The organism is Fibrella aestuarina BUZ 2 (assembly GCF_000331105.1).
Taxonomy (GTDB): Bacteria; Bacteroidota; Bacteroidia; order Cytophagales; family Spirosomataceae; genus Fibrella; species Fibrella aestuarina.
In genome coordinates, this window is sequence record NC_020054.1 from 1267336 (window position 1) to 1283276 (window position 15941).

Annotated in this window: 13 protein-coding genes; 8 read left to right on the forward strand and 5 right to left on the reverse strand. The window is 56.8% G+C overall.

Annotation, left to right across the window (positions count from 1 at the left end; translation table 11 throughout):
* Positions 1 to 42 precede the first annotated feature (42 nt).
* The 3 genes from rfbA to FAES_RS05055 all read left to right on the forward strand — a co-directional run bounded on the left by rfbA (position 43) and on the right by FAES_RS05055 (position 2356).
* Positions 43 to 897, forward strand: coding sequence for a glucose-1-phosphate thymidylyltransferase RfbA (gene rfbA / locus FAES_RS05045; protein ID WP_015330119.1), 855 nt, complete (start codon positions 43 to 45; stop codon positions 895 to 897).
* A gap of 367 nt (positions 898 to 1264) precedes the next feature.
* On the forward strand, positions 1265 to 1663 hold the full coding sequence (locus tag FAES_RS05050) for a hypothetical protein (protein ID WP_015330120.1): 399 nt from the start codon (positions 1265 to 1267) through the stop codon (positions 1661 to 1663).
* 6 nt (positions 1664 to 1669) lie between these two features.
* Positions 1670 to 2356, forward strand: a complete 687-nt coding sequence (locus FAES_RS05055; protein WP_041257565.1) for a hypothetical protein — start codon at positions 1670 to 1672, stop codon at positions 2354 to 2356.
* 52 nt (positions 2357 to 2408) lie between these two features.
* Here the strand turns inward: FAES_RS05055 and FAES_RS05060 are convergent, their stop codons facing one another.
* A complete protein-coding gene (locus FAES_RS05060; protein WP_015330121.1) occupies positions 2409 to 3446 on the reverse strand; it encodes a cobalamin-independent methionine synthase II family protein in 1038 nt (345 codons plus the stop codon).
* A 96-nt stretch (positions 3447 to 3542) separates the two neighbouring features.
* Between FAES_RS05060 and FAES_RS05065 the strand changes: the two genes are divergently transcribed.
* On the forward strand, positions 3543 to 4118 hold the full coding sequence (locus tag FAES_RS05065; RefSeq protein ID WP_041257566.1) for an acyl-CoA thioesterase: 576 nt from the start codon (positions 3543 to 3545) through the stop codon (positions 4116 to 4118).
* Here the strand turns inward: FAES_RS05065 and FAES_RS30300 are convergent.
* Entirely contained in the window at positions 4110 to 4250 is a 141-nt protein-coding gene (locus FAES_RS30300) for a hypothetical protein (protein ID WP_158408751.1), read from the reverse strand. The two genes, FAES_RS05065 and FAES_RS30300, sit on opposite strands and share 9 nt — an antisense overlap.
* A gap of 70 nt (positions 4251 to 4320) precedes the next feature.
* On the opposite strand from FAES_RS30300, the gene FAES_RS05070 reads away from it, so the two are divergent.
* A complete protein-coding gene (locus FAES_RS05070; protein ID WP_015330124.1) occupies positions 4321 to 4560 on the forward strand; it encodes a hypothetical protein in 240 nt (79 codons plus the stop codon).
* A gap of 29 nt (positions 4561 to 4589) precedes the next feature.
* On the opposite strand, the gene FAES_RS05075 is transcribed toward FAES_RS05070, so the two are convergent.
* Positions 4590 to 5945, reverse strand: a complete 1356-nt coding sequence (locus FAES_RS05075) for an MATE family efflux transporter (protein ID WP_015330125.1) — start codon at positions 5943 to 5945, stop codon at positions 4590 to 4592.
* Between the two features lie 71 nt (positions 5946 to 6016).
* Positions 6017 to 7375, reverse strand: a complete 1359-nt coding sequence (locus FAES_RS05080; RefSeq protein ID WP_015330126.1) for an MATE family efflux transporter — start codon at positions 7373 to 7375, stop codon at positions 6017 to 6019.
* Positions 7376 to 7511: 136 nt separating this feature from the next.
* Between FAES_RS05080 and FAES_RS05085 the strand changes: the two genes are divergently transcribed.
* The 3 genes from FAES_RS05085 (at position 7512) to FAES_RS05095 (ending at position 11928) form a co-directional block, all read left to right on the forward strand.
* Positions 7512 to 8906: a sensor histidine kinase gene (locus FAES_RS05085; protein WP_015330127.1), complete on the forward strand. Its 1395-nt coding sequence runs from the start codon at positions 7512 to 7514 to the stop codon at positions 8904 to 8906.
* A gap of 91 nt (positions 8907 to 8997) precedes the next feature.
* Positions 8998 to 10659: an NAD(P)/FAD-dependent oxidoreductase gene (locus FAES_RS05090; protein ID WP_041257567.1), complete on the forward strand. Its 1662-nt coding sequence runs from the start codon at positions 8998 to 9000 to the stop codon at positions 10657 to 10659.
* 18 nt (positions 10660 to 10677) lie between these two features.
* On the forward strand, positions 10678 to 11928 hold the full coding sequence (locus FAES_RS05095; RefSeq protein WP_015330129.1) for a glutamate-5-semialdehyde dehydrogenase: 1251 nt from the start codon (positions 10678 to 10680) through the stop codon (positions 11926 to 11928).
* A 21-nt stretch (positions 11929 to 11949) separates the two neighbouring features.
* Here FAES_RS05095 and FAES_RS05100 read toward each other — a convergent pair whose 3' ends face one another.
* Entirely contained in the window at positions 11950 to 15762 is a 3813-nt protein-coding gene (locus FAES_RS05100; RefSeq protein ID WP_015330130.1) for a T9SS type A sorting domain-containing protein, read from the reverse strand.
* Positions 15763 to 15941: the final 179 nt, after the last annotated feature.

A 15941-nucleotide genomic window follows, 5' to 3' on the forward strand; every position in this document is an offset into this window, starting at 1 on the left:
CACTGTTCACTCACTCATTGATTCATTCACTCGTCAAGAAAGATGAAAGGAATTATCCTCGCGGGGGGCTCAGGCACCCGGCTCCACCCACTCACACTGGCCGTTTCAAAACAGTTGATGCCCATCTACGACAAGCCGATGATTTATTATCCGCTGTCGATTCTGATGCTGGCGGGCATCAAAGATATTCTCATCATCTCCACCCCGCACGACCTGCCTCATTTCGAGAAATTGCTCGGGGATGGCTCACGCATCGGGTGTTCGTTCAGCTACGCCGTGCAGCCCAGCCCCGACGGGCTGGCGCAGGCCTTCATTATTGGTGCCGATTTCATCGGTAACGATAAGGTAGCGCTGGTACTGGGCGACAATATCTTTTACGGTTCAGGATTGTCGAAGTTGCTGCAAGCCAACAACGACCCGGATGGCGGCGTGGTGTATGCCTATCAGGTGCACGACCCCGAGCGCTACGGCGTGGTTGAGTTCGACGAGGCGTTCAACGTACTGTCAATTGAAGAGAAACCGGAGCAGCCTAAATCAAACTACGCGGTGCCGGGCCTATACTTTTATGACAACGACGTAGTCGAGATTGCCCGCAACATCAAGCCGTCGCCACGCGGTGAACTAGAGATCACCGACATCAACCGGGTTTACCTGGAGCGTGGCAAGCTGAAAGTAGGTGTACTGGACCGGGGAACTGCCTGGCTCGATACGGGTACGTTCATGTCGCTGATGCAGGCCGGGCAATTTGTGCAGGTCATCGAAGAGCGGCAGGGCTTGAAAATCGGCTGTATCGAAGAGATCGCCTACCGGATGAAGTTTATCAACAAAGAACAACTGGTCGAGATTGCTAAGCCACTGGTTAAGAGCGGCTATGGCCAGTATCTGCTATCGATATAGGAGGCTGAACTTCCAGATGGGCATAAAAAAAGCCGGGGCAGAGCTCCGGCTTTTTTTTACCTAACCTATGAGATGAGAAAACTTATACAATTAGAAAATAATGTTGGTATGGACGCGGTCGGAAAGATAACTGCCGCTTGATGTACACAAAGGTAGGTGGGTTGGCTACGGCCTGTAAGCGCATTATTACCCTTTTTTTTGCAATTGAAAACAACAAGCAAAAACCCGTATTCGAATGCGTAGTTCTACGTAACCGGGTGGTTCATCCGCAATAAAACTGCCGCTAGCTCAATACGAAATCTGGACACGTGGATAGCTGAATGCGTTTTGGTAGCTTGCTTACGGAATCTCAAAACAACCAGACTCAATGCCCAAACGTGACAAATTTCACGGCGATGTAGGTCAGTTTCTAACTGGCAAAGACGCTGTAGACCGTACTATCCGCTACAAGAAACACAAAGAAGTCGACCAGAAATGTGCCCCTGATACCTATATCCGTGGGGAGTTTTTTGGCATCAACCGGATCAACAGCCTACTGGGCCGCAAGGACTGCGTGGGGATCCGCATTTACTACGGTAAGCGGTATGAAGACAAAGATGAGAACCCCGTCGACGAAGGGAGGGGCGAACTGAAGTCCCGCCTCGTCATTGTTGGGGTTCGCGCTGATGGTACGGATATTTTCGATGACAAAACCGGCTTAAAAGGCGACGGCGATGGTGATGCACTGGGCGACGGTTATACATGTCCACGGCATTGTGCCCCTTAAGCCGGTATGGTTGAACGTTTCGTTGAGTTTTTTCAACACTATCCGCTAGATGTAATAAGCCACCTTTTTTTGTTCTCGCCTGTATGTGTTTTTATATACAGGCGAGCTTTTTTTGACAAGGCACTGCTTTGCGTTTGCCTCTATTTTCTAGTGCATTTTCTTGAGGAAACTGTATTGCTATATTATGTTTTACATAAGCAAAGCACGATTAGTATTCAGAAAGGGCTAATTGCAATTGACACGTTGGTCATTGCCGAATTATACTATCTTGCTCTCAAAGAAAATGAAATATCGCGTCAGATTGGATTAGCCTTGTCGCTAGTTACTTTATTCGTGACGATTGTTACCTACGTTTATAGTCAATATAGTTTTATAGGCGCTTCTCTTTTTCGTTTGCTATTGATTCTTTTCGCGATTGTGTATTTTAATAAAATATTAGCGGAAAATCGGATTTTAAAAATTATCCATCATCCTATGTTCTGGATAAGCTCCGCTTTTCTGGTCTTTGGCATGGGTACGTTTATGACATCGTTATTTATTGATTACCTATTAGATCCCGCTATTACGTCCGACAAAACGTTTGACTTATTTTGGAATATGGGGCAACTGTTAAGTGTTTTTCAATGTGTTCTGGTCTCAATTGGCTTCTGGGTCAGTAAGTTTGACCGGGGGAATTACATTCAACCACTTTAACATCGGCTAGGTACGTTCTGCTGATTAATCCAAAACGTACCGGCCCCTGCAATTAGAGCAGGCCCAATTCCTGCCGCACCAACTTTGCGCCCGCCACCATATTGGTTAGTTTTTGCTTGGTAGCCCAACGGGCGGTTTGGCTCATGCCACAATCAGGGGCGATGGCTAGCTTTTCGGCGGCTACGTAAGGGAGGCACTTATGAATACGCTCGGCGACATCCTGCGGGGTCTCGATGTAATAGCTTTTTACGTCGATAACACCGACGGCTACATCGAATTTTTCGGCAAATCGCGCCAATAATTGTACTTCCGAAAAATTCAGAATCGTCATTTCAGTATGCAATTCGTCAACGGTCATATCCAGGAAGTCAGGGAGCATGGGTGCGATGGTTTTTTTGCCCACGGACCGCCCTTTGTAATTGCCAAAACAGAGGTGCATAGATAGGCGTGTTTTACCCACCCCCGGCGCTACCGTCCGGTTGAAAATATCGACAAAGCGTTTGGTGTCTTCGCGGTAGGCATAGCAACTCATCGAGGGCTCGTCGACGCAGATTTCATCGACGCCCAGCGCAATCAGATCGTCAATTTCTTTGCGTACGATGGGCAGTAGTGCTTCGGTAATTTCCCAACGGTCTTTGTATCGTTCGTCGGGCAGCAACCGACCGCTCAGCGTGTAGGGTCCCGGAATCGACATCTTCAGACGCTGCCCGGCGGGGGCGAGCCGTTTGAGCCGACGGTACTCGTCTACGACGCCAAGGCCACGTGGCGCCGTTAGTGGTTCGGTGATGGTGTGCTTGCCGCGCTGATCGTGAGCAGGTGGGCCAAACCGGCGCAACTCTTCGTCGTTATTCTGGATGCCCTTGATGTAGCCGTAGAACGACAGATTGAAGTCGAAGCGGGTTTGTTCTCCGTCGGTGATAACGTCGAGCCCGGCCGTGGTTTGATCGTGAATGGCCGTGATGACGGCGTCTTCGATGAGTTCGTTGATATCGGCGGGGCCAAACGCGTTGAGGTTCTGCGAAGCATGCTCAAGCCAGCCCGGAAACGGCAGCGAGCCAACGACAGTGGTTTTGATGGGTACGGGTTGCATGGTGTGTTGCACTGACTTTCAATGCTTTATCCGATTGGGTGCCTTGTTCACAAGCAGAAAAAACAGGGAGCGGCAGGTTTTACCCATTTTTGCAGCATGAACACTGTTGTTGCCCGCCCCGTGAGTTACTCACGCACGACACTCACTGAATTGATGATTCCGGCCTACGCCAACTTTGGCGGTAAGATCCACGGTGGTACGCTGCTGTCGCTGATGGACAAAGTAGCCTACGCCTGCGCGGCCAAACATGCTGGTGAATACTGCGTCACGGTATCGGTCGACGGGGTCAATTTTCGGCAGCCGGTCGACGTGGGGGAACTGGTCTCGCTGATGGCCTCGGTCAATTACGTGGGGCGCACGTCGCTGGTTATCGGGATTAAAGTCATTGCCGAGAATGTCAAGACGGGGGTGGTAAAGCACACGAATACGTCGTATTTCACGATGGTGGCGAAAGATGAAACCGGCAAGCCAACCGAAGTGCCGCCGCTGCTACTAGAAACGCCCGACGATGTGCGCCGGTTTTTAGAAGCGATGAAACGCAAAGAACTGCGGGCCACTTACAGCGAGCATTTCGACAATGCCCGTACCCGTATGTTGCTGGCCGAAAACCTAAGCCAGTTGACGACTGAGCGGTGCACGTTGAGCGAAGCACTGGCCAACGAGTTAAGCTAGTTTACCTGTCCAGACTACTTTATCCGACATCGGGTTAACTACCTGGGCTGGGTACGTTGCCTGCTTCAGGTACGTTACCTGATCCCGTTCCGGCTGCGCCGTGAAGCGGGAAAACTGAACAATACGGGTCAAATAATGACTTTTGATGAAAAGGGGGCCGTAACGCTCACCGCTTCTCCAAGTCATTCGTCATTGTATAGACATGTGGTACTTTATTCTGAAACAGGACGACCTGAAACCGGAACCTTATCGGGCTTTACAAAAACAGGCCACGCTCACGGAGGTAGAGCCTTTCAACGAACCCCATTACAATCTCTGCCTGTTTACGGTAGATGACTACGCCGCTTTTGTGGACGCGCTCGATCTGATGGGGCTGCGCTATGATGTAGTAAGGCAGCGCCCTACCCGCGAACAGCTGCTGGAACGGCTTCGAAGTGAGTGAACGGCCGCGGCGGTGAGCAGTTGGCTGGATTAATCGGCCAATCGGAAAAAGCGGGAGGTGAGCAGCATCGCCGCTACGCTAAGACCAACCAGCAAGCCCACCCAGACGCCGAGCACGTCGTAGCCAAGCGTAAACCCCAGCACATAGCTGGTGGGCAAGGCAACGAGCCAATACGAAAAAAGCGTGATCACTGTGGGTACGTTCACGTCGGAGAGGCCGCGTAACATGCCGACACCGACAACCTGAAAACCATCGGCTAGTTGAAAGAAGCCCGCCATGAAGACCAGCATGGCGGCCATACGGGTTACGTCGGGGGCGTCGGTCAGGTAAATGCTAACCAACGTTTCGTTGAACAGCATGAAGATGAGCGCCGTAGTACCCATCAATAATCCGGTAAGGATAAACGCCGCCAGCCCCGCCTGCCGGATACCATCCCGATCGCCGCGGCCATAGGCATTGCCCACGCGAATGGCAACGGCCGACGAGATACCCATCGACATCATGTAGGTACTCGACACCAGGTTGATGGCAATCTGATGCGCCGCCAGTTGGTTGGTGCCCAGCCAGCCCACGAGGATAATGGCAACGCTGAACAGGGCAATTTTGAAGAAGAACGTAAGCCCGCTGGGTAACCCCAGGCGAATAATCTGACGCATACTGGCCAGAATCGGTTGCTGGTTGAACGCCAGCTCAAAGTAGGGCCGAAACTGCCGTGACCGGTGGATGTACAGCAGCATCGCCACGGCCATGAACACCCGTGACAGCAGCGTGGCCATCGCCGAGCCCTGTACACCCATCGTCGGAAAAGGGCCGATTCCCAGAATGAGCAGGTAATTGAACAACGCGTTTACGACCAGCGCGGCCACCGTGATGACCATGGCGATGCGGGGGTAGCTCAGGCCGTCAGACAATTGCCGGGCGGCGATGAAGACGAATAGCGGTAGGTTAGAGGCGCTCATAATGAGCATAAACGGGCGAGCCAGAGCGTTTACGGCGGTTGTTTGGCCAAACCACTCGATGCCGAGCGCCGCTATGGCTACCACCCCCCCAAACACAATGCCCAGCAGCAGGGCCACCCGGAGCCCGGCCCGGTACTGTCGGTTAATGTCAGCGGCATCGGCGCGACCATGGGCCTGGGAGACCAGCGCACTCACCACCGATAGGGCCCCAATACCGATACTCGACAACAGCAGCGAGAGTGAGGCCGACAAACCCGCCGCGCCCAGCGGCACGGGCCCCAGCAACCGGCCGATGAACAGGTTGTCGGTGACGCTCATCAACATATTGCTCAGTTGAGCAATGATGATGGGGATGCTTAACCGAAGCGTGTCGATCAGGTCAGTACGGAGTGACGGCGGCCTCAAAAGTGGGCTTTCGGTTTGCATGGCAGGTCTACTCAAAGACAATTAGTTGAGTATTTTTTTGTAAAAGTACTAAAGGAATGGTTACAGACCTGTTAGTTGACCGCCGCGGGCGCCAGCCGAAAGAACCGGACGGTGAGCAATACGGCGGCTACAGTGAGGCCCACCAGTAGCCCCGCCCATACGCCCTGAGCATCGTAGCCGAGCGTAAACCCCAGCACGTAACTGGTGGGCAAAGCCACAAGCCAGTACGAAAAAAGCGTGATCAAGGTGGGTACGTTCACGTCGGAGAGACCGCGTAATACGCCAATACCCACGACCTGAAGGCCGTCGGAAAGCTGAAAAACGGCGGCCATCAGCACCAGCGATGCTGCAATCTGCGCCACGCCTGCCGTAGGCTGCCCCGGCGCATCGCTGAGGTACAGACTGACGAGCGTATCGTTGAAAAACCAGAAAACCAGCCCCGAGGCGCCCATGAGCACTGCCGACAGGGCAAAGGCCGCCAACCCCGCCCGACGAATGCCCGGCTGATCGCCGCGCCCCAATGCACTGCCCACGCGAATGGCACCGGCCGACGAGATGCCCGTCGCCATCATGTAGGTGCTCGACGCCATGCTGATGGCGATCTGATGCGCCGCCAGCCGGTCGGCACCCAGCCAGCCCACGATGATCATCGCCACGCTGAACAGGGCGATCTCGAAGAAAAAGGTTAGGCCACTGGGAAGCCCAAGGCGCAGTATCTGGCGAACCGAATCGGTCACGGGTCGACTCACAACGGCTGGGCTGAAATAGGGCCGAAACTGCCGCGACCGGTGAATGTAAAGCAACATCGCCCCGGCCATAAATACCCGCGACAGCAGCGTGGCCGTGGCCGAACCTTGCACGCCCATGGCAGGCAACGGGCCAACGCCCAGAATCAGCACATAGTTGAGCAGGGCGTTGAGGCCCAGCGCCACGACCGTAATGGTCATGGCCACGCGCGGATACCGCAGACCGTCGCAAAGCTGCCGGGCGGCAATGAAGACAAACAGGGGGAGCGTCGAGGCGCTGATGATGAGCATGAACGGTTGCGCCAGTGCATTGACTTCAGCCGTTTGGCCAAACCACTCGATCCGCCAGGCAGCCAGCGCGACCAGCAGGCCCAACCCGAGGCTCAGCAAGACCGCCACCTGCAACCCCGCCCGGTAGTGCCGGTTCACCTCGGCGGCGTCGGCCCGGCCGTTGGCCTGCGAGATGAGCGCGCCAATGACGGTCAGGCCGCCGATGCCAACACTCGATAGCAGGAATGATAGCGACATCGATAACCCAGCGGCACCCAGTGGCACCGCGCCCAGCAATCGGCCCACAAACAGGTTGTCGGTCAGGCCCATCAGCGTGGTGCTGAGTTGCGCAATGATGATCGGTATGCTTAAGCGAAGGGTATCAGACAGGTCGGCACGTAACGGGGAAGGCATGACAGATGGGGGTAATGACTACTTAAACAATGACCCTTCACGAACAATCGTTCATCCGGCCGAAAAGCCCTTGCCGATCGACTAACCCTTTCGGCAGATTCGTGGTTATCAGGAAAATTAAACCACCCGTCTGTGTATGGTCACCCTTACCGACCTGCGTGCCTTCCCGCCTTTTGAACACGTACCTGATGACCAGCTCAACTGGTTGATCGACCATGCCGAAGAGGCAACATACCCCGCCAACCACACGCTCAACAAGGCGGGTGAACCCATCAATTACCTGCGGTTATTGCTCGACGGCACTATTACCATCGTGGAAGCCGGGGGGGAACCACTGCTCGAATACCGCGCCCCGGCCATACTGGGTGTGTTGCCGTATTCGCGCATGACTGAAGCCAACCTGCCATTGATCACCGATACGCCCGTGCGCACGCTGGACCTGCACCGCGATCGGCTTCGGGACATGACCACCAGCTGCTACGAACTCACGGCCGCGTTGGTGCAGCAGATGACCGACCGGGTGCGCAACTTCACGCAGCAGGCGCAGCAGGAAGAGAAGATGGCGTCGCTGGGGCGACTGTCGGCGGGGTTGGCCCACGAGCTGAACAACCCGGTGTCGGCCATTGTGCGGAACGCCGATGCCCTGAAGCAGCAGATGCGCGCTACGCCGGAGCACTTCAAGGCGATCATGCACCTGAACCTGACCGACGAGCAAACCGACACGGTCAACGAGTGGCTTTTTGATAAGCTCGATCACAAGACCGCCCCGCTCAGCTTGCTGGAGCGAAGCAGCCTCGAAGACGACCTGACCGACTGGCTCGACGACCAAAAGGTTGTTGCCGATGGAGCCGAAACGGCGGATCTGGCCGTGTCGCTGGCGGAGTTCCGGTTTAGCGAAGCTGATCTGGATTTTATTCTCGACCGCATTGGCAAGCAAAATCTGGCGGGGGTGCTGCTGTGGGTCAACAATAACCTGATCATCGAAAAATTGGTCGTCGATATTGGCGAGGCGTCGAAGCGCATGGCGGCGCTGGTGTCGTCGATCAAATCGTATACGCACATGGATCGGGGCGGGGGCAAAGAGGCCGTACACGTTGGCGAGGGCATCCAAAGCACGCTGACGTTGCTGGGGCATAAACTTCGGGCGAAAAACATCGCCGTTACGCTCAACTTCCCGCCCGAAATGCCGACCGTGCAGGCTTGGCCCGGCGAGTTGAATCAGGTCTGGACCAACCTCATCGACAATGCCATCGATGCGCTGCCCGAGAAAGGCGGTACCCTCACGATCGGCAGTCATCTGGAGCGGGGACAGTTTCTGTACACGACCTTTACCGACAATGGCAGCGGCATCCCGGAGGCAATTCAACGGAAAATCTTCGACCCCTTTTTTACGACAAAAAGCGTTGGCAAAGGTACCGGCCTTGGTCTCGACATCGTGCAGGGCGTCATTCGCCACCACAACGGCAGCATTACCGTTCACTCCAAGCCGGGCGAAACGACCTTCACGGTATGTTTACCCATTAACGCGTAGCGCCGCGGGCATCTTAGCCGCAGTCTGTGCCTGCCTGTAGCGAGTCTGTGTTAAATGCAGCATCTTGCGGCTCAACCTGAAAAACGCACCCATGAAACAGCCCATCATTCTTGCCATCGACGACGACGAACAGGTGCTTGAAGCCCTGCGGCGCGACCTGCGGGCCCGATACCGTAAAGAGTACCGGATTCTGACCACTTCGTCGGCCCGTGAGGCGCTGGCGTCGCTAACCGAGTTGAAGAAAAAAGGAGAAACGGTGGCGCTGTTGCTGTCGGATCAGAAAATGCCCGAAATGCTCGGGGTCGAGTTTCTGAAGGAAGCCCGCACCATTTTTCCCGGCGCCAAAAAGGCGCTCTTGACGGCCTATTCAGATACCGAAGCGGCCATTCGGGCCATCAACGAGGTACAACTCGATTACTACATCAATAAACCCTGGGACCCGCCCGAAGAGAAACTGTTTCCGACCCTCGACGGGCTCCTGGCTGACTGGCGGGTCAACTACGTACCTGACTACGAAGGCCTGCGGCTAGTGGGCTACCAGTTTTCGCCCCGTTCGCACGAGCTGAAAGATTTTCTGGCGGGCAACCTGTTTCCGTATCAATGGCTCAACATCGAAGCCGATGAGCAGGCCAAACAACTACTAGACACGCACGGGCTGACCACCGCCGATTTGCCGCTGGTGCTGCTCGAAGACGGTGAAGTACTGGCGCGACCCACGCTTCAGGAAGTCGGCGAGAAGCTGGGGTTGACGCCCAAAGCGGCTGGCGAACTGTATGACTTGGCCATCATCGGCGCTGGACCGGCCGGGCTGGCGGCGGCGGTGTACGGTGGGTCGGAAGGGCTGCGCACAATCCTGGTCGATAAACGGGCGCCGGGTGGGCAGGCCGGTACATCGTCGCGCATCGAAAACTACCTCGGTTTCCCCAATGGGCTCAGCGGCTCCGAACTGACGCAGCGGGCCATCACGCAGGCCAAGCGCTTCGGGGTAGAGTTTCTGGCCCCGCAGGAAGTCAACGAGATTCAGTCGGAGGGTCAATATAAACGCATCAAGATGGTCGACGGGAGTGAGATCGTGACGCGGGCCATCCTGCTGAGCACGGGGGTTTCGTACCGAAAACTGGAAAACGATACCCTCGACAAGTTTACCGGCGCGGGGGTGTATTACGGAGCCGCCACCACCGAAGCCTACGCCTTTAAGGGGCAGCCCGTTTACGTAGTAGGGGGCGGTAATTCGGCGGGGCAGGGGGCGATGTACCTGTCGCGGACGGCGTCTGACGTGTATATCTGCATCCGCCGCCCGAGCCTGTCCGAAACGATGTCGCAATACCTGATTGATCAGATCGAGCGCACGCCCAACATCCACCTGCTGCCCTGCACCGAGATTGTGGCGGGCCGAGGGGATGACAAGCTCGAAACCGTAACGATCCGCGACTTGAACACCAATGAGGAACGCGACGAAAAAGCGGGAGCGGTGTTCATTTTCATCGGCGCTAAACCGCTTACCGACTGGATCGAGATGGACATCATCCGGGACGACAAAGGCTTTATCCAGACGGGCCGCGACCTGATCAACAACCCGCGCTACAAAGAAATCTGGAAGCAGAAACGCGAACCCTACTCGCTGGAAACATGCAGCGCCGGCATCTTCGCGGCGGGCGACGTGCGGTCGGGCGCCATGAACCGGGTCGCCTCGGCCGTGGGTGAAGGGGCCATGGCTGTCAGCTTCGTGCACAAGTATCTGGCTGAGAATTAGCGTACCTTTGCGGCCATTATGACACCGATAACGCCCCTCCTTCAGGCTGCTCAGCAGGCAGCGGCTGCCGTGCGCCGGCTCAGTAGCGACCAGAAAACGACTCTGCTCAATCGGCTGGCCGACGTGCTGCTGACTGCCACACCACAGATCCTGGCTCAAAACCAGCTTGATCTGGATGCCATGCCCGACACCGACCCGAAGAAGGATCGGTTGCGCCTTACCGAAGGGCGCGTGGCCGATCTGGCCGACAGCCTGCGGCAGGTGGCGGTGTTGCCCGACCCGTCGGGCGTGGTGGTGCTGGAGCGCGAAATCGAGCAGGGGTTGCGGCTGAAGAAATTGGCTGTGCCGCTGGGCGTGGTGGGTGTGATCTACGAATCGCGCCCCAACGTGACGGTCGATGTGGCGTCGCTCTGCCTGCGATCGGGCAATGCGTGTGTATTGAAAGGTGGCAAAGAAGCCGATCATACCAACCGGGTGCTGGTGAGCCTTATTCATCAGGTGCTTGGCGAAGCCAACGTACCCAGCGCCGCCGTAACACTCCTCCCGCCCGATCGTGCGGTAGTCAATGAACTGCTCACGGCCGTCAGGTACGTCGATATCATCATTCCCCGAGGCTCGGAATCGCTGATTCAGTACGTGCGGAAAAATTCGCTTATCCCAACCATCGAAACGGGCGCGGGCGTTTGCCATACGTACGTGGACGCCTCAGCCGATCTGGACAAGGCGGCGCGCATTGTGGTCAACGCGAAGGTATCGCGCCCGTCGGTGTGCAACTCGCTCGACTGCGTGCTGGTCGACCGGGGGGTAGCGGCCGATCTGTTGCCCCGGCTGCTCCCCGATTTTAAGCGGTACAACGTCGAAGTGTTTGCCGACGAAACCGCATTCGGCATATTGCAGGCGGCTGGGTACGTTGCCCTGCAAGCCGCCCAGCCCGCCGATTTTGGGCGTGAATTTCTTGATTACAAATGCGCCGTGAAGGTGGTCGATGGGCTCGATGAGGCCCTATCGCATATTCAGGCGTATTCCTCAAAACACTCCGAGGCTATTGTTTCAACGGATCAGGCCCGTATCGACCGGTTCCTGAGCGAGGTTGATGCTGCCGCCGTATACGTCAACGCCTCGACGCGGTTTACGGACGGTGGTTGCTTTGGGCTGGGCGCCGAGATCGGCATCTCGACCCAGAAGCTCCACGCCCGAGGCCCCTTCGCCCTCGAAAAGCTGGTTACCGAAAAATGGGTTGTTACCGGCGACGGGCAGGTAAGAGAGTGAAGTAAGTTTGTCAAACTTACTTCACTCTACCAGCACGCGGCCGACTACGGCGCCTTGCGGGGTGATGATCTGGTAGACGTGAATGCCTTTGCCCAAATTCCGAACGGCAACCTCGGTGTTGCGTTGAAACGGTTTGCGGAGTTGTTCGCGTCCGGCTACGTCAAACAGCACCAACTCGTGGGGGCCGCTAAGGTTGCTTTCGACCCGCACCAGTTCCGAAGCTGGATTGGGCCGCAGCGTCACTAATGGCGGGGCGTTAGGCTCGACTGCCAGCAACGGAATGACCGTAATCCGGGCCTGTCCCGATACCGTGCCGACGCCGCACCCGTTCGACACACCACTGACTCGGTAGACGGCCGTCTGATCGGGTTTAATCACAACCTCGGTCGTAGTTGTAGCCGAATTGCCGGTGGTTCCGTTGGAGAGCGTATACTGGAAAGGCGCCGTCCCGGTGAACGTTAGCCGGAGGCGGGTTTCGTAGGTCTGCAAAACGCTTGAATCGCCCGCTGCTACAATACTAGCCGTGGGTTTCACATTGATCGCAAAGGTCGGGCTGGGCGTGAGTTCCAGTTTTTCGGCCACATTACCCACCACGCGCAGCCGGTAACCACTTCCCATTGCCTGGCTGGTTCCAATCGTAAAGGGTAACGGCGACTGTGTACCTGCGCCTACGTTGACGGGCGTTGTAAAACTGCCTGCTGCATCGGAGAGCTGTACCACGTAGCTGGTTGAGGCGTTGAATTTGCCGCCCTGCACAAACGTCAGCGAACTGCTCTGGCCCGCGCATAGTTCGGTCGCACCAACAGTCTGTACTGCCAGCGTCGGAATGACCGTGACGCGCGTTGCCCCGCTGACGGTACCCGCGCCGCAGACATTGCTGAGGCTCGTTAGCTGGTAGGTGGTGCCTTCCGTGAGGGTTACCGCCTGCACCACCGGGCTGCTGGTCGTGGTGCGGGGGCCATCGCCTGTAAGCTGATACGACCAGGGGCCAGACCCGTCGAAACTGAGCGTGAGGCTGGCGGGACTGCCGTAGACAACCTCCGCCGGGCCATTGAGTGTGGCTTTGGGCAAGGTCAACACCGAAAAGGCATCGGAGGTATCGGCGGTGGCGATGTTGTTGTTGCGCAACACCCGAATCTGATAACCCGCGCCCCGCGCCAACGTACCTGGAATCGTCACATCGGCCGTCGTGGCGGTGGTGCTGGCGAGTAGCGTTGGGCTGGCAAAGGACCCGCTGGCATCCGAAAGTTGAATCGCGTACGTGTTGGGGCCTGTGGCGCCTTTCGTGACCTGGTACGTAACGCCCATCGACGTACCGGCGCATACGTCCCGCTTGGCCGTGATGAGCGACGTGACCTGCCCAACGGGGACCGCCAGTGGTACTTCCCAAACACCCCGACCGTGGGTAGCGGCTTTCAGCTTACTCCCTGTATAATCGACGCGCATATCATACACAGGCGAGTTGGGTAGTCCCGTTCCGTAGCGCGTCCACTGGCTCATGGTATTGTCTTTATAATAAACGCCCTGATCCATCGCGACGTAAACACCCTCATCGGTGCCTTCCTGCACGGTAATCGCGTTGCCCGACACCTTGGGCAGATTGCCCGTGATGTCGGTCCAGGTACGTCCGTAATCGCTCGATTTCATGACGAAATAGCCTGCGGGCGATACCGTCCGGTAGCGCGAGGCGTAGATGGTTTTGGCGTCCTGCGGGTGAATCGTCAGCGCCGTGATGTAGGCGTCAAAGCCATCGCCCAGTACTTTATCCCAGGTTTGGCCAGCGTCGGTAGTTACGTAGAGACGGTAGCTGGTGGTGGCGCTGTAGGTGCGGACGTAGATCGTTTTAACATCCGACGGGGCCACAAACACATCCTGAATCATCTCTTTGCTGTCAAAATCCTTCACCCGCTCCCAGGCTGAGCTGAAGTTGTTTTCGTTTTTGCGCCAGAGTGTATTCGAGCCGATAAATAGGGTTTTGGTGGCCTGATGGTAATCGATGGGGGTATAGAAACTAGTGTTTTCGTCGGTGACGCCCGTAGGCGTGATGTACGACGAACTGGCCGGGCCCGTAAACCGAAGCAGATAGCCATTCTGCGAGGTGACGTAATACACTGAGGGGTTGGCGTCGTCGATGAGGCAACTGATCCCATCGCCGCCACCTACCTGCTTCCAGAGGCCGTTTTCATACATCTTGGTGCCGTTGTCCTGCAAGCCGATAATCATCCGGTCGGAGAGGCTGGCCGGTTGGGCCAGGAAATAGATCTGCGACACGGCGATGTTATCGTAGAACCGAAACGCCGCCCCCCGTTTGCCCGTGGCCGCATTGAGCCCCCCATCGGAGGTGACGAATAGCCGGTTGGTGCCCGGCTGAAAATCGAGGCTACTGATGTCGGAGTGCACGTCGCCCGCCCGGCTGGTTGCCCAGCTGTGCCGGTATTCCCAGGTACGTCCCCCGTCGAATGTCGACATCAGCGGTACCATGCCTACATGGATCTCGCCGGTATCAGTAGGGGAAACGGCCAACGAGAGGCAATAATACAGTTGGGTGTCGTCGCGGGTTTGCTGTTGGGTGGCAAAACTTTTGCCCCGCGCCACAATGGTCCGCAGGTCACCCGTGGCGGTGTTGAGGCGATAGAGGCCCCCGTGGCGCTCGGTGCCCATCGTCGTGAGCAGATACAAAAAATCGGGTTGGGCCGCCGATACCGCCAGTTCGACCCGGCCTACCGTGCCCACTTCCACGGCTTCCGGCAGCGGTAGTTGGGTGAATGTCTTGCCGCCATCGGTGGAGCGCAGTACCTGCTCTTTACCGGCGCCACTAACGTAGACGGTTTGCGGGTCGCCCGGCTTGAACGCGATGTCGACGTAATCGGCGAGGCGATCGGCCACGGGTGTGGTCGCTTTCTGCCAGAGAAGGCCGCCGTTGGTCGAGTACAAAATAGCCCGCTGGGTAGTGGCAATCAGGTGCTGATCGTCGGCGGGGTCTATGTCGATCGACAGGGCCCGGCCCACGTAGGCTTTGCTGCCGTTGGTGTTTGTCTCATACTGCACCAGAAAGGGAATGTGCTGCCAATTGGCGCCCCCGTCGGTCGATTTTTCGATGCCGTAGCCTGCCGTGCCGCCGCCCACCGTGGCAACCGCAAAATGATTGCCGGTGGCATACACAGTCTGCGGGTTTTTGGCCGACACGGCCACGTCGGTCACGATCATGTTGGGGTATTGGTCGAAAAGCGGCGTCCAGCTTGTGCCGCCGTTGGTGGTTTTCCAAATACCCCCGCTGTTGATGCTGTTGCGGCCCGGCGCGGCCGTGTAAATTGTATTGGCGTCGGTGGGGTGGAACGCAACCGCGCCCAGCCGCCCCACGTTGTAGCCGTAGAGGTAATGGGCTGCGTTGTTGTAAGCGGCCGTCGTTTGTGTCTGAAACGGGCCCAACTCGCGCCAGGCCGGTGTCGCCCCCTGACGGGCACGTTTCGACCCCGAACGGACAGCGGCTACCTGCTGCCGATCAAACCGGGTAAACTCCTGCGCCGGGCTGGCTACGTCTTCGGTACCGTCGGGCGCCAGGTGCCGCAGTCGCCAGCGTTCCCAGCGATAGAACTTGGCTTCTTCTTCATTTTCCTCAAAAACCGGATCGGGGAGGCCTTTGCGGCGGGCTTGACGCACCGCCTTTTTCTTGGCCCGTTCGTCGAGTTCGCGGGCTTTTTCGAAGGCTTTTTTTACGTCGCTGTAGCGGACTTTTTCGTCCTGCATCAGCAGCTGATACGGCTTTTGCTGCGCCTGAACCAGCAGGGTTGACCAAAAATACAGCAGGCCAAGTAAGCGTAAACGAGTTGGCATAGTAAACAGGGGGATAGAAATCGGGCAACCCAAGTTACCTGCTTACCTATACCTACCGTAGCCGCTACCTGAGTTACTGTCGGTCTAATTTACTAAGTGGTAGCGCCTAAAAACGGACCGTGGTTCGTTGTCATCGATTGCCCGTTTCGGCAACCCAATGACAACGAACCACGGTCCGT